Genomic DNA, 15,548 nt, shown 5'->3' on the forward strand with positions numbered 1-15,548 from the left:
AACTTAAACTGTTTATAGCATGCAACTGTACAACACCTTAAGCGCAGAAGAAAGAGCTGAACTAATTGATCAGGCTGGTCAACAACGTTTGACGTTGTCTTTCTATGCGTATGCCAAAATTGAAGATCCTAAAAAATTTCGCGACGATTTATTTGTAGCCTGGAACGCACTAGATGCTCTGGGTCGAATTTACGTTGCTCACGAAGGTATTAACGCTCAAATGAACGTTCCTGCCGAAAATATTGAAGCTTTTAGAGAAACTTTAGAGGTGTATGACTTCATGAAAGGCATTCGTTTGAATGTAGCCGTAGAACATGACGATCACGCATTTTTGAAATTGACAATTAAAGTGCGTCACAAGATTGTTGCTGACGGATTGAATGATGATACTTTTGATGTTACCAACAAAGGCGTGCATTTAAAAGCCAAAGAATTCAATGAAATTCTGGATGATCCAAACACAATTGTTGTTGATTTTAGAAATCACTACGAAAGCGAAGTGGGTCATTTTAAAGGAGCCATCACTCCTGATGTAGAGACTTTTAGAGAAAGTTTACCAATAATCAACGAACAATTACAAGATTTTAAAGAAGATAAAAAGTTGGTAATGTATTGTACTGGAGGAATCCGTTGCGAGAAAGCGAGTGCTTATTTTAAACACCAGGGTTTTAAAAATGTTTACCAATTAGAAGGCGGAATTATCAATTACGCCAAGCAATTGAAAGAAGAAGGCTTAGAAAGTAAATTCATTGGAAAGAACTTCGTTTTTGATAATCGTCTTGGAGAAAGAATCACTGATGATATTATTTCACAATGCCATCAATGTGGAAAACCTTGTGATAATCATACCAATTGTGCTAATGATGGCTGCCATTTATTGTTTATCCAATGTGATGAATGTAAGGCAGCTATGGAAAATTGCTGCTCATCAGAATGTCAGGAAATTACCCATTTACCATACGAAGAGCAAATTAAACTAAGAAGTGGTAAACAGGTAGGAAATAAAGTATTTAGAAAAGGAAAATCAGAAAGTTTGAAGTTCAAACATTCGGGTGAGTTGTCTGACAACGCTTTAGCAACTGCTGCAAAAACAAATGATATTCGTCAAAAGATAAAAGTAAAAAAGACCTTAGTTGGAAAAGCAGAGCATTATTATGTAAAAGCGCAAATTGGACTTTTTACTATTGAAAACAACGAATTGAATTTGGGAGATAAGATCTTAATTTCAGGACCAACAACCGGAAACCAGGAATTAATTTTAGAAAAAATGTTCGTCAATGGTTATGAAGGAACTCAGGCTAAGGCTGGTGATAAATTAACTTTTGCTGTTCCGTTCCGAATTCGTTTGTCGGATAAATTATATAAGATTTTAGACTAAAATAGCAGTCATAAATTATTATAAAGCCTGTTTTTGTTTTTCGGAAACAGGCTTTTGTGCATTTTAGAGTAACGAAAAATTAATCCTTGATTAATTTGAATTTTACCGCTTGAAAAAACAACTTTGAATCTTTCTCAAAATAGATTCCATTTTCTTTTTCCTCTAATTTTACCTGGTAGTTATGAATTAAAGAGGTTTGTGCAATTATATTTACCTGATAAGTAGTACCCATTTTATTTTCAATTGAGATATTTTGTACAATTCCGTTGATCACAATCGATTTTGGAATTATTGTGGTGTTATTCAGTTCAAAACTAACGATATATCCTTTTTCACTGTTTCTGTTATAGCTTTTATAAGTTTGGTTTTTAATGTCTAAAAGCTGCTTGGAACAGGATAAGAGAAAGAAACATCCAAATGAAAGTAAAATATAGATGGCTTTTGATGTAATATTTTTCATAATTTTAGAGTTTTTAATAGCTACAAATCTAATTTAAACAATTGAATTATAATGAAATTAAAATATGTCCTTTTAACATTGCTTATGGGATTGGCTTTTACTTCTTGCAGTAAGGATTCTGATTCTGATGAAACAGCAACAACCACGCCAGACGAGATTAATGACTTTGTTTGGAAAGCGATGAATTCCTGGTATTATTGGCATTCTAATGTTGCCAATTTATCCGATAGCAAAATTGCTTCTACCAATAATTATGCTAATTTTATTAACGGAAAAACTCCCGATGCGCTGTTTTATTCGCTCCTTTATCAAAGAGGAACTGTTGATCGATTTTCCTGGATTGAAAACAATAATGAAGTTGTGAATGTTTCCAAAATTGCCGAAGTCAAAAAAAGTGGCGGTTTTAGTTATGGTATTTATCCTAAAGATTTGAATAATGTAAATTTGGTAGCCCTGATAAATTATGTTGTACCAGATTCACCAGCAGCTCTAGCAGGATTGAAAAGAGGTGACGTTATTACAAAAGTAAATGGGGCTCAACTTACTTCAAATAATTATAATCAGTTAGAGAACACACAAGTAACACTTACTTTAGCAGCAAGTGTGGGATTTGGAATCTCTAGTCTGGTAACCACAGATAAATCGGGAACTGTAACTGTAGCCCAAACCGACATTGATGAAAACCCGGTTGCTTATTACGAAAAGAAAGTATATGGCAGTAAAAATATTGGATATTTGGTGTTTAATGGTTTTAAATCCGATTATAATGATGAATTGAATGCTGCTTTCGCTAAAATGAAATCGGATGGAATTAACGAATTGGTTTTAGATTTAAGATACAACGGAGGCGGATCATTAGAAACTGCAGTAGCTTTGGCACAAATGATTAATGGAAGTTTTACCACTAAGCCTTATGTTTATTTAGACTTTAATAACAAACACAATAGCGAAGATGGCTTTGAAAACCTTTCAGACAAAGTTAGAGTTTTCAACTTGGTTGATAACGAACCTACTTTTCAGAGAGACGAAAGTATCAATAGCCTTGCTTTGACAAAAATATATGTCTTAGTAAGTTTTCAAACGGCTTCTGCGAGCGAACTCACTATTCAATGTTTAAAAAAATACATTAACGTAATTACAATTGGTGATGAAACAGTAGGTAAATTTGTTGGGTCCAATACGCTGTATGATTCTCCTACATCAAATTATACCTCATTCGCCAATAGAAGTACGAAACATCAATGGCAATTGCAACCCATTACATTTACCTATTTCAATAAAGACAAAGACGTAAATCCGGCAAAAATTACACCGGATCATGATATTAATCCTTACGATACTTTCTTAAATCTGGTTGAATTTGGAAACGTAAAAGACCCTTGTTTAAAAAAGGCTCTCGAACTGATTACCGGGCAAACTTTGCGCACTAAAACTCAAAATGCCGATGCCTCATCGTCTTTTAGAAACAACAATCTTGCTTCGTTCAATCCTACAAATGCTGCCAAAGGATTGTATATTGAAGATTTTAAAAGTTTCGGAAAATAAGAATTAGTATAAGTTGGACGAAAGTTTTAATTGTCTTTCAGAATTTGTTTGTCTGATAAACGATCTGAAATTTTAGACTAAAAATTCAGTCACAAATTATTTTAAAGCCTGTTTCTGTTTTTCGGAAACAGGTTTTTTTATAAAAATTTTAATTTTTTGGAGAATGCTTAATTTTGCATCTTAAGATTAAAAAATACTATCTTTACCGATTAATCGTTTTTAAGAACTTAAGTTGTGCCAGTCACAACACTACATATAAAATTATGGCATGTGCAAGTTGTTCAACCTCTGATGGTGGCGCACCAAAAGGTTGTAAAAATAATGGGACTTGCGGCACCGATAGCTGCAATAAATTAACGGTCTTTGACTGGCTTTCTAATATGAGTTTACCCGGTGGTGAAGCTCCTTTTGATTGCGTTGAAGTTCGTTTTAAAAATGGAAGAAAAGAATTTTACCGCAATACCGAAAAATTAACATTAAGCATGGGAGACATTGTGGCAACTGTCGCTTCTCCGGGTCATGATATTGGAATTGTTACACTTACAGGTGAATTGGTAAGAATCCAAATGAAGAAAAAAGGAGTTGATCCTAACAGCAACGAAGTACCAAAAGTATATCGAAAAGCATCTCAAAAAGATATTGATATTTGGACAGCTGCCAGAAGCAAAGAAGAACCCATGAAAGTGCGTGCACGTGAATTAGCCATTGCACAAAAACTGGAAATGAAAATTTCAGACATTGAATTTCAAGGAGATGGCTCGAAAGCAACTTTCTATTATACGGCTAATGATCGTGTGGATTTTAGACAATTAATTAAAGATTTTGCTAAAGAATTCAATACCAGAATCGAGATGAAACAGGTAGGTTTCCGTCAGGAAGCTGCCCGTTTAGGAGGAATTGGTTCCTGCGGACGAGAATTGTGTTGTTCTACCTGGCTGACTGATTTTAGAAGTGTGAATACCTCGGCAGCACGTTACCAGCAATTGTCTTTAAATCCTCAAAAATTAGCCGGACAATGTGGTAAATTAAAATGCTGTTTGAATTATGAATTAGATACTTACATGGATGCCCTGAAAGGTTTTCCTGATTTTGACACCAAATTAATTACCGAAAAAGGAGATGCAGTTTGTCAAAAACAAGATATTTTTAAAGGATTAATGTGGTTTGCTTATACCAACAATTTCGCCAATTGGCATGTTTTAAAAATTGATAAGGTTAAAGAAATTGTTGCCGAAAATAAGTTAAAAAAGAAAGTTGCTTCTTTAGAAGATTTTGCCATTGAAGTTACCGTTGAGGTTGAAAAAGATTTCAATAATGCCATGGGACAAGAAAGTTTAACTCGATTTGATCAACCGAAAAAGAGCAAAAGACACAATAAAAAACCAAAAAAGACAGTTGAAAATAATGCCGGAGCACCAAATGCTAAAAAGCAGCAAAACAAACCGGTAAATAATAACAATAATAATGCGACTGCGGCTCCATCAGCACCGAAACAATCGTCTGACAAGAAACCAAAAGGACCCAGAAAACCTATAATTATTAAAAAAAATGAGGCTAAAAAATAGCGTTGTATTACTTTTAGTAAGCATACTTTTTTTCTCCTGTGATAAAAAAAGAGTTTTTGATGAATACAAATCTGTTGGTAGTGCCTGGCATAAAGATAGTGTTGTTTCTTTTAATTTGCCTGAATTGGACTCTACCAAACGATACGATGTATTTATTAATATAAGAGATAATAATAATTACCCTTTTAGTAATCTTTTTTTGATTGTAACCCTTGAAAAACCAAATGGTTATACTAAAGTAGATACCTTAGAATATCAAATGGCTGCACCCGACGGGACTTTGCTTGGTAATGGATTTACCGATATTAAAGAGAGTAGATTGTATTTTAAAGAGAATGTAAAATTTAGAGGAAAATACAAACTCAATATTAAACAAGCAGTCAGAGAAGGAGGTAAGGTTCCCGGAGTTACCCAATTAGAAGGGATTACCGAAGTAGGTTTAAGAATTGAAAAAAAAGAATAAATAGTTATGGCAACTAATAAAAAAACAAATAACACAGCACACGATTTTAAGTATTACACCAAAAAATTCTGGAAGTTTTTCTTTTATGGAATGGCAGGATTGATGCTGTTTTTCCTTTTTGCTTCCTGGGGACTTTTTGGTTCTATGCCTTCTTTTGAAGACTTAGAAAATCCGGATTCTAATCTGGCTACCGAGATTATTTCAGCTGATGGAGTAGTTATTGGAAAGTATTTCCAAACCAATCGTTCGCAATTAAAGTATTCGGATTTACCTAAAAACCTTGTAGATGCGCTAGTTGCAACCGAAGATGAACGTTTTTATGAGCATTCAGGTATTGATGGAAGAGGAACTTTAAGAGCCATTGTAAGTTTAGGAACAAACGGCGGTGCGAGTACGTTAACACAGCAATTGGCTAAACAATTATTTCACGGAGAAGGTTCTAAATTCCTGCCATTTCGTATCGTCCAAAAAGCAAAAGAGTGGATTATTGCCATTCGATTAGAAAGACAATACACAAAGAATGAGATTCTTGCCATGTATTGCAATGTATATGATTTTGGAAATTCAGCTGTAGGGGTAAGTTCGGCGGCACAAACCTATTTTTCAAAAACACCAAAAGAATTAACCATAGATGAATCGGCAATTTTAGTTGGGATGTTTAAAAATTCCAGTTTGTATAATCCAATTCGAAATCCTGAGGGAGTAAAAAATCGTAGAAATGTGGTTTTGGGACAAATGGAAAAATCAAATATGATTACTGAAGCCCAAAAAGAAAAATTAAAGAAATTGCCTTTAAATCTTCGTTTTAAGTTAGAGAGTCATCGTGAAGGTATGGCGACTTATTTCAGAGAATATTTGCGTGATTACATGAAAAAATGGGCCGAAACCAATAAAAAACCGGACGGTTCTGATTATGATATCTATAAAGATGGATTGAAAATTTACACTACTATCGATTCCAGAATGCAATTGCATGCCGAAAAAGCAGTAACTGAACACATGGCAAATCTTCAGGAACAATTTTTTATAGAGGCAAAAACTAATAAAAATGCGCCTTTCGTTGGTATTTCTGAGAAAGAAACCAATCGTATTTTAAAATTAGCCATGAAAGCTTCAAACCGTTGGACTGTAATGGAATCAATGGAAAAATCAGAGGACGAAATCATTGAGTCTTTCAATAAAAAAGTAAAAATGACTGTCTTTACCTGGAAAGGAGAAAAAGATACACTGATGACACCATTGGATTCTATCCGATACTACAAACACTTCCTACAATCCGGACTGATGGCAATGGAGCCTCAAACGGGAAATATCAAAGCCTGGGTAGGTGGAATTAATTACAAATATTTTCAATACGATCACGTAGCACAAGGAGCCCGACAGGTAGGTTCTACTTTCAAACCTTTTGTATATGCAACGGCTATTGAGCAATTGAATATGTCACCTTGTGATTCTATTATTGATGCACCTTTTACAATTCCGGTAGGGCGCCATCATGTGACCGAAACCTGGACACCAAGGAATTCTAACAATACTTATCTGGGAATGGTTACTTTGAAGAAAGCATTGGCCAATTCGATTAATACCGTTTCGGCTAAATTGATTGATAAAACCGGTCCGGAAGCAGTAATTAAACTAACGCATAAATTAGGAGTTAAAACTGAAATTCCCGCACAACCATCGATTGCACTTGGAGCTGTAGATATTACCGTTGAAGAAATGGTAGCTGCTTACAGTACGTTTGCGAATCAGGGAGTTTATAATAAACCACAATTTTTAACACGAATTGAAGACAAAAGTGGTGTAGTTATTTATGAACCAATACCGGAATCACATGATGTTTTGAATAAAGATATTGCTTTTGCAGTAGTTAAATTACTGGAAGGTGTTACCGAAGGAGGTTCAGGTTCCAGACTAAGAACCGAATACGGTGGAAGCGGAGACAACCGTTGGACAGGCTATCCGTATGTGTTTAAAAACCCAATTGCCGGTAAAACAGGAACAACACAAAATCAATCTGACGGATGGTTTATGGGAATGGTTCCTAATTTAGTAACCGGAGTTTGGGTAGGTTGCGAAGACCGTTCGGCTCGTTTTAAAAGTCTGACTTATGGACAAGGAGCTACGGCAGCATTACCGGTTTGGGGATATTTTATGAAATTATGTTATGAAGACCCTAATTTGAAAGTTTCTAAAGAGCCTTTTGAGCGTCCTGCTAATCTTTCTATCAAGGTTGATTGTTATCAGCCGCGTCCAAAAGTAGAAAAAGATACTACCGCTGTAATTCAGGATACAGACGAGTTTGAATTTTAAAATTAATAATAGAGCCTCCCGATTGGGAGGTTTTTTTATGTTTAATAACGAAATCTGATTATTGTTTTTTCTTTTGGAAATAAAGCTTTATTTTTAAGAATCAAAAGTAATTTATTTCGTTATGATTAATAAAAAAGTAAATACTGTTCAAGAAGCATTTTTGGGTATTGAAGATGGAATGACTTTAATGTTGGGCGGTTTTGGATTGTGTGGTATTCCCGAAAATTCTATAGCTGAATTAGTGAAAAAAGAAATCAAAAATCTGACCTGTATTTCTAACAATGCCGGAGTCGATGATTTTGGCTTAGGATTACTTTTGCAAAAGAGACAAATCAGGAAAATGATTTCTTCTTATGTGGGGGAAAATGCTGAATTTGAACGCCAAATGTTAACCGGAGAACTCGAAGTAGAACTGATTCCGCAAGGAACACTCGCCGAACGTTGTCGTGCGGCCCAGGCGGGAATTCCGGCTTTTTTCACGCCGGCAGGCTTTGGAACCGAAGTTGCCATTGGAAAAGAAACCCGCGAATTCAACGGAAAAATGTATGTGATGGAACAGGCTTTCAATGCTGATTTTGCTATTGTAAAAGCCTGGAAAGGCGATACAGCCGGAAACCTTATCTTTAAAGGAACAGCCCGAAATTTTAATCCTGTAATGGCAGGTGCCGGAAAAATAACCATTGCCGAAGTCGAAGAATTGGTCGAAGCCGGAACTTTAGACCCTAACCAAATTCACATTCCGGGAATCTTTGTACAGCGAATTTTTCAGGGTGAGAAATATGAAAAGAGGATTGAGAAGAGAACAGTTCGGGAAAGAAAATAGTGTTCAGTATTCAGTCACAGTGTCCAGTTTGGAAACGGCTTAAATGACCTTCAATTTCTTACATGGTTTAAAAATGTTCTATTTGAATAGAAAACTTATATGACTTATATGTTTTAAAAAATAAAATTATGCCTTTAACAAAAGAAGATATAGCAAAAAGAATTGCCCAAGAACTACAAGACGGCTATTTTGTGAATTTAGGGATAGGAATTCCTACTTTGGTAGCTAATTATATCCCGGAAGAAATAAACGTTGAAATACAAAGCGAAAATGGCGTTTTGGGCATGGGGCAGTTTCCTTTTGAGGGCGAAGAAGACGCTGATTTAATCAATGCGGGTAAACAAACGATTACTACGCTTCCCGGAGCAAGTTTCTTTGATTCGGCAATGAGTTTTGGGATGATTCGCGGCAAACATGTCGATTTAACGATTCTTGGCGCTATGGAAGTGGCTGAAAACGGCGATATAGCCAATTGGAAAATTCCCGGTAAAATGGTGAAAGGAATGGGCGGGGCGATGGACTTGGTATCCTCAGCCGAAAATATTATTGTGGCGATGATGCACGTCAACAAAGAAGGGGAAAGTAAAATTCTTAAAAAATGCACTTTGCCTTTAACCGGAGTAGCTTGCGTTAAAAAAATCGTAACCGAACTAGCCGTGATGGAAATTACTCCAAAAGGAATTAAATTGCTTGAACGAGCTCCCGGAATAACTGTAGAACACATTATTACTTCTACCGAGGCAGAATTAATCATTGAAGGAGAAATCCCCGAAATGACAATCAATTAAAAAAATAAACCGCAAATTCACAGATTTAATTTGCGAATTTGCGGTAAAAAAAATTAGCGAACTTTGCGAAAACTTTGTGTCCTTTGCGTTTAAATTCTATAGGTTTTCAAAGAAATCATTTCCTTTATCATCAGTAATTATGAAAGCAGGGAAATCTTTAATCGTGATTTTTCTAACGGCTTCCATTCCTAATTCTTCAAAGTCAACTACTTCTACTGAAAGGATATTTTCTTTAGCCAAAATAGCTGCTGGACCACCAATAGAACCCAGATAGAATCCACCGTAAGTTTTGCAGGCATTCATCACATCTTTAGTTCTGTTTCCTTTGGCAAGCATCACCATACTTCCGCCATTTTTTTGGAACTCTTCTACATACACGTCCATACGTCCGGCAGTGGTTGGACCAAAACTTCCCGATGGCATTCCGTCCGGTGTTTTAGCTGGACCAGCATAATAAATCGGGTGGTTTTTAAAGTAGTCCGGCATTGGTTTTCCGGCATCTAATAATTCTTTGATTTTTGCGTGAGCAATATCACGAGCCACAATCAAAGTTCCGTTTAGCTTCAAACGGGTTTTGATTGGGTATTGCGATAATTTTTTTAGAATCTCGCTCATTGGTTGGTTCAAATCAACTTCAACGGCTTCTTCTAAATGTGGTGGCGTTGCAGGCAACAAACGTTTAGGATTTACCTCTAATTGCTCTACGAAGATTCCGTCTTTGGTAATTTTTCCTTTGATATTTCTATCTGCAGAACAAGAAACTCCTAATCCTACCGGACAAGAAGCTGCGTGACGAGGCAAACGGATTACGCGAACGTCATGAGTGAAATATTTACCTCCAAATTGCGCTCCAATGGCACTTTCCTGGCAAATTTTTTGTACTCTTTTTTCCCATTCTAAATCACGGAAAGCCTGACCTGCCATGTTTCCTGTAGTTGGTAAATAATCATAATAACCTGCAGATGCTTTTTTAACAGCTGCTAAGGTTGCTTCGGCAGAAGTTCCTCCAATCACTAAAGCCAAGTGGTAAGGCGGACAGGCAGAAGTTCCTAAATCCATTATTTTAGCACGGATGAAAGCATCTAATGATTTTTCGTTTAATAAGGATTTTGTTTGTTGGTACAAATAGGTTTTGTTAGCCGAACCTCCTCCTTTTGCTAAAAATAAAAATTCGTAAGAAGCGCCTTTTTTAGCATAAATATCAATTTGAGCCGGAAGATTAGAACCTGAGTTCTTTTCTTCAAACATGCTAATCGGTACAATTTGAGAATAACGCAGGTTTCTTTCGATATAAGTATTAAAAATACCTTTAGAAAGCCATTCGGCATCATCTACGCCTGTATATACGTTTTCTCCTTTTTTGGCCATTACAATCGCTGTTCCGGTGTCCTGACAGGAAGGCAATTCACCATCAATAGCTACTACCGCATTCTGCAATAAATTATAAGCTACAAATCGGTCGTTGTCGGTTGCTTCCGGATCGTCAAGAATAGCTCTTAATTTTTCTAGATGCGAAGTACGCAACATAAAAGAAACATCTTTCATGGCTTCCTGAGAAAGTAATTCTAAACCTTTTGGGTCAACAGTTAGGATTTCGCGGTCTCCTAGTTTTTCTACTTTTACGTAGTCAGAAGTTATTTTACGGTATTGGGTATCGTCTTTTAAAATTGGATAAGGATCCTGATAAATAAAGTCCATTGGTGTTTTTATTTTTTTGACAAATATAAAAATTATTTAGCGTAGCCACAGTCTTTTAACAACTGTGATTCTTTCGTAAAATCAAACTTTTTGTTATAAAAACAAGCAAAAAGAGATGGTATTTATGCAATACCATCTCTTTGTTTGTTCGATTAATGTTTTAAAAACTAGCTTAATAAGCTGGTAACTAAGAATAGAATTAGCAATCCTATGGCGATGTATTTAGTGTATTTTGACATTTTTTATTTTTAATTAACTGAAATGAGTTTAATATTAAAGATTAAAACCGAACCTCCAGGAATACCATAATAATTGAAACTTCCGTAGCCTAAATGGGCAGGAATCAAAAGAATACCGCTTCCACCTTCTTTAAAAAGAGGAATTCCTTCCACCCATCCTTTTATGACTCCATTCAGATTAAAGGAAACGCCCGCTTCTGAACTTTGATCAAAAACGACTTTATCTGTAAAATAACCTTTGTAGGCCACTGTTACATTTGAAGTTGTTGTAGGTCGCTCTCCTGTTCCTTCTTCGTCAATAACATAATACAAACCAGAGGATGTTCTTGTCGCATTAAGATCGTTTTCTTCAATATAATCTATAATTTCAGTTTCGTTTTCAACGGTATAGTCTTTCGCTACCTGAGGTTCAATATCGTTATTGATACAAGATGTAAAAAGAACGGTTAAAAGGAATAAAAAAGAATATTTCATAACGAATTGAATTTGTTTTAAGATAATAAGCTGGTAACTAAAAATAGAATTAGCAATCCTATAGCGATGTATTTAGTGTATTTTGACATTTTTTTATTTTTTTAAAGTGATTATTATACTATTTATTATGACCTGGCGCATAGTATTTTGCGCTTTTACTTCCCGTCATTTTTTTAGCTTGTCCCGGAGGAATTTTACCTGATGATGAATTATTTCTGGTATAGAAAACACTGCAGCTAAATAAGCTCGTTAGTAAAAACAAGATGAGTAATCCTATAGCGATGTATTTAGTGTATTTTGACATTATTATTTGTTTGTTTAAAATTCAAAAGAATGAAAAATAGATTAAAATCCCTAAGATAACGGCAATAATTTTCTATTATTTTGTGGTTATGATTTTCTAAAAAAACCAGCTTGCCACAAAAATCGCTGTAATCACACAAATCACATCAACCAAAAGCATCGTGCCTAAGGCGTAACGTGTATTTTTGATATTTACTGAACCAAAATACACTGCAATTACATAAAAAGTACTCTCGGCACTACACTGGAAAATGCTGCTCAAACGTCCTGTTAAAGAATCGGCGCCAAAAGTATTCATCGAATCAATCAAAAATCCTCTGGATCCTGCTGAACTAAAAGGTCTCAATAAGGCAACCGGCAAAGCATCTACAATTTCTTTATTTACTCCCATATTCGAGAAAACAAATCCAAGTCCGTTGCTGATGATTTCAAACAAGCCGCTGTTTCTAAACAATGAAATAGCCACCAACATCCCTAAAACATAAGGAAAAATAGTAACTCCGGTTTTAACACCATTATTGGCTCCTGTTACAAAGGCTTCATAAACGGTTGTATTGGCTTCAGTAAATTTTTTCTCCTTTACAAAAGAAAAAATCAAAGTAGCAACAATAATCCCGATTAATATTAAAGCTGAAAGATTAGTTGTAAAATAGTTTTTGCCAATTAAATCCAAATGGTTTACATACATCAGCAAACCAACAATGGCGGCAATTAATACCATTAATCCCATAAGTAAAGAAGCACTTTTGAAATTAATTTTTTGTCTTGCTCCAACAATCAAAAATGCAGCGATTGTACCAATAAAAGAAGTAATAATGCAAGGTAACATCACATCGGCAGGATTAGCCGAATTTGCTGCCGCACGATAGCCAATGATGGAAGTGGCAATTAAGGTAAGTCCCGAGGCATGCAAACACATGAACATAATTTGGGCATCGCTGGCCTTGTCTTTTTCGGGATTTATGGTTTGTAAACTCTCCATCGCTTTTAATCCAAAAGGCGTTGCAGCCGAATCCAATCCCAGAAAATTAGCAGCAAAGTTCAGGGTCATGTAGGATATAGAAGGATGGTTTTTAGGAACACTTGGAAACACTTTTACAAATACCGGACTCAATACTTTTGCCAGTTTTTCGGATACTCCGGAGATAATTAAAAGTTCCATCAATCCGCAGAAAAAGGCTAAGTACGCCATAAGAGGAAGAATCAAATCCAGTAAAGTACTTTTACAGGTAGGTAATAAACCATCTGATTTTTGAACACCGCTAAAAATTTTTACGGTTTTGTTTTTGTAAACATAAGTGGTATCCGCATTAAGCGTATCTCTGTTGATTATAAAGGTTTTTTCTTCCGATGTATTGATGCTGTCTTTGATAAAAGCAGGAATCTGATCGATGTATTTTTCTGAAATTAGAATAGGATCGTCCTTTTTTCCATTCAAAACATGGTCAATGGTATAATTTTGACCAGAAAACAAACTGAAAATCACAAATACAATTGACGAAATAAAAATAACTAACCAAAATCTGCTTAATACCATAATTTATAATTTTTGTAAATGTAAATATTTAACCGCAAAGTTCACAAAGGGTTTTCGCAAAGAGAGAAAGAGATTAATTGAATTTGTTTTTTTTGAATTCTCATTCGATTATAATTTTGGCTTCCATATAATTTTCAAAAGGTTTAATTCCTTCAAAAATAACTACTTTTTGATGACTTTTGGTTTCATTAAAAAAATCTGTTTCAATCTTGACATGATCTTTTTTTAAAGTTCTTTTCCAAGTGCCGATGACTTTTCCGTTTTCAAGAATAACAGGTTTGAAAATTCCGTTTTTTGTAAATGCTTTAGGCTGATGTTCCGCTAAAATAGAAGCTTCACGGGTTTTATAGGAAATCAAAATTTCATCAAAAGCAGGAAGAAAGTGTACGCTTTCGCGAAAGCTGCTTTCTTTATAATAATCAGTTCCGAACCAATACATTTGTTCCTCAATTACAGCCGAATTTAATTCTGATTTAATCGAATTGATAGCTGTTTTGCAGCTTGTCATCGAAAAACCCGACCACCATGAAAAATCACCAACGGTTGCCGGACCGTGACTTTCGAAATAACGTTTGGCTAATTTTGCCAAGCCTTCTTCTTTGGTCAATTTGGACTGAGGTTTTGGAAGCCTTTCTTCCAGTAAGGCATATGTCATTTTTTTGCCTTTCATTTTGCCGTTGCAAACTAGACCTTCTAATTCTGCATACATCATAATAAGAACAGGACTTAAATTATAATCATAGGAAAACTTTTTGATATTAAGTTCGTGTATGATTTCCTCTCTCGTTAAATTATTATTTCCTGCGAGTATTTTCTCTATGGATGAATTAATCTTGTCAAACTCTTTTTCATCACAACCATATTTTCTGGTTTCGGCAAGAATAATACGTTTGATTTGAGGTCCGGAAATATCAAGCATCCAATAGATATCTTCGGCAGCAATAAAATGCCAGGTTGGTCTTAAAATATGGGTGCGGATAATCTTTGCAGCGTTTATCGCTTCTTCAATTTCTTTTTCAGTAGCTCCACATCGGGAACCAATTGCCCATTTTGCCATGGCATAATCCTGAGCCTGTACAGCACCTAAATGCTTCACAATGTCTTGCGGAGAATCTGAACATGTCTTATAAAGCTTTTGAGAAACAAGGCGATGATGTGAAATTTCCTGATGTGTCATTGAAAAAATGTTTTAATCATATAAGTTCATTTAAAGTTTGGCATTTCAAAATCTTAACAACTTAAAAATTACACATGAATAATCTCATCCTCAATTAATAATTCCTCTCTTCGCAGTCGAAGAAAAATCTGTGCTACGGCAATGGTGTCTTTTTCGCAATAAGTCACAATGCGGTCAATGTCTTTTTCTACATAAAAAACGTGACCTACCTGACTGCCGTCGATATCGCCTTTCGGAGAAGGGATTCCGAGGACTTTGCACATTAATTTTAACGAAGTGAAATGCTTGTAATCGCCAAATTTCCACAACTCTAAAGTATCCAAATGCGGAATTTCCCATGGTTTTTTGCCAAATAAATTCAATTTATCCGGAATAGGAATTTGATTAATAATCATGCGGCGCGCCAGAAACGGAATGTCAAACTCCTTAGCATTGTGTCCGCATAAAAGATGTTGCGGACCGTTGAAATGATTGTTCAACAGATTATTGAAATCTTTTAAAAGTTTGGTTTCTTCTCCAAAAAAAGAAGTCACCCTAAAGTTGCGGATATCGCCTTTAATCACAAAAAAACCAACTGAGATACAGACAATTTTTCCGAATTCGGCCCAAATTCCCGCACGATCATAAAATTCCTCGGCGGAGATTTCTTCCTTGCGTTGGTATTGGGTTTTTTGTTCGTACAGTGCCTGCATTTCTGTATCTAACTCATTGAAATCAGCTGTTTCCGGAACCGTTTCAATGTCCAGAAAAAGAATGTTGTTGAGGTTTATCTTTTCAATCATAGT

Annotated in this window: 14 protein-coding genes; 7 read left to right on the forward strand and 7 right to left on the reverse strand. The window is 35.4% G+C overall.

Translation table 11 applies throughout. The annotated features are described in order from the left end of the window. Nucleotides 1-19: 19 nt before the first annotated feature. Entirely contained in the window at nt 20-1,378 is a 1,359-nt protein-coding gene (gene trhO, locus IEV84_RS03405; RefSeq protein WP_188492415.1) for an oxygen-dependent tRNA uridine(34) hydroxylase TrhO, read from the forward strand. Between the two features lie 79 nt (nt 1,379-1,457). On the opposite strand, the gene IEV84_RS03410 is transcribed toward trhO, so the two are convergent. Next, a complete protein-coding gene (locus tag IEV84_RS03410) occupies nt 1,458-1,838 on the reverse strand; it encodes a hypothetical protein (RefSeq protein WP_188492417.1) in 381 nt (126 codons plus the stop codon). Between the two features lie 51 nt (nt 1,839-1,889). Here IEV84_RS03410 and IEV84_RS03415 point away from each other — a divergent pair, with 51 nt between their 5' ends. From IEV84_RS03415 to IEV84_RS03440, 6 genes are all read left to right on the forward strand, one after another. Beyond that, nucleotides 1,890-3,383: a S41 family peptidase gene (locus IEV84_RS03415; RefSeq protein ID WP_188492419.1), complete on the forward strand. Its 1,494-nt coding sequence runs from the start codon at nt 1,890-1,892 to the stop codon at nt 3,381-3,383. Nucleotides 3,384-3,646: 263 nt separating this feature from the next. Continuing rightward, nucleotides 3,647-4,948, forward strand: a complete 1,302-nt coding sequence (locus tag IEV84_RS03420; RefSeq protein ID WP_188492421.1) for a PSP1 domain-containing protein — start codon at nt 3,647-3,649, stop codon at nt 4,946-4,948. Beyond that, a complete protein-coding gene (locus IEV84_RS03425; protein ID WP_188492423.1) occupies nt 4,932-5,411 on the forward strand; it encodes a gliding motility lipoprotein GldH in 480 nt (159 codons plus the stop codon). The genes IEV84_RS03420 and IEV84_RS03425 overlap by 17 nt, the downstream gene beginning before the upstream one ends. Before the next feature lie 6 nt (nt 5,412-5,417). After that, the gene (locus IEV84_RS03430) at nt 5,418-7,724 is read left to right on the forward strand and encodes a penicillin-binding protein 1A (protein WP_188492425.1); all 2,307 of its coding nucleotides are present in this window, start codon (nt 5,418-5,420) and stop codon (nt 7,722-7,724) included. A gap of 121 nt (nt 7,725-7,845) precedes the next feature. Then, complete coding sequence (locus IEV84_RS03435) at nt 7,846-8,547, forward strand: CoA transferase subunit A (RefSeq protein WP_188492427.1); 702 nt, start codon at nt 7,846-7,848, stop codon at nt 8,545-8,547. Between the two features lie 128 nt (nt 8,548-8,675). Next, nucleotides 8,676-9,335 (forward strand): CoA transferase subunit B, encoded by a 660-nt coding sequence (locus tag IEV84_RS03440; protein ID WP_188492429.1) that lies wholly within the window; start codon nt 8,676-8,678, stop codon nt 9,333-9,335. Nucleotides 9,336-9,431: 96 nt separating this feature from the next. Here the strand turns inward: IEV84_RS03440 and IEV84_RS03445 are convergent, their stop codons facing one another. The 6 genes from IEV84_RS03445 to IEV84_RS03470 form a co-directional block, all read right to left on the reverse strand. Further along, nucleotides 9,432-11,033, reverse strand: coding sequence for a fumarate hydratase (locus tag IEV84_RS03445; RefSeq protein WP_188492431.1), 1,602 nt, complete (start codon nt 11,031-11,033; stop codon nt 9,432-9,434). A 248-nt stretch (nt 11,034-11,281) separates the two neighbouring features. After that, nucleotides 11,282-11,746 carry an FKBP-type peptidyl-prolyl cis-trans isomerase gene (locus IEV84_RS03450; protein WP_188492433.1) on the reverse strand — a complete coding sequence of 155 codons (465 nt, stop codon included), beginning with the start codon at nt 11,744-11,746 and terminating at the stop codon, nt 11,282-11,284. A gap of 118 nt (nt 11,747-11,864) precedes the next feature. Beyond that, nucleotides 11,865-12,050, reverse strand: a complete 186-nt coding sequence (locus IEV84_RS03455) for a hypothetical protein (protein ID WP_188492435.1) — start codon at nt 12,048-12,050, stop codon at nt 11,865-11,867. 96 nt (nt 12,051-12,146) lie between these two features. Then, nucleotides 12,147-13,586 (reverse strand): spore maturation protein, encoded by a 1,440-nt coding sequence (locus tag IEV84_RS03460; protein ID WP_188492437.1) that lies wholly within the window; start codon nt 13,584-13,586, stop codon nt 12,147-12,149. Nucleotides 13,587-13,686: 100 nt separating this feature from the next. Then, a complete protein-coding gene (locus tag IEV84_RS03465) occupies nt 13,687-14,763 on the reverse strand; it encodes a winged helix DNA-binding domain-containing protein (RefSeq protein ID WP_188492439.1) in 1,077 nt (358 codons plus the stop codon). A gap of 68 nt (nt 14,764-14,831) precedes the next feature. Next, the gene (locus tag IEV84_RS03470) at nt 14,832-15,545 is read right to left on the reverse strand and encodes a 3'-5' exonuclease (RefSeq protein WP_188492441.1); all 714 of its coding nucleotides are present in this window, start codon (nt 15,543-15,545) and stop codon (nt 14,832-14,834) included. Nucleotides 15,546-15,548 lie beyond the last annotated feature (3 nt).

The organism is Flavobacterium palustre (assembly GCF_014639535.1).
GTDB lineage: Bacteria > Bacteroidota > Bacteroidia > Flavobacteriales > Flavobacteriaceae > Flavobacterium > Flavobacterium palustre.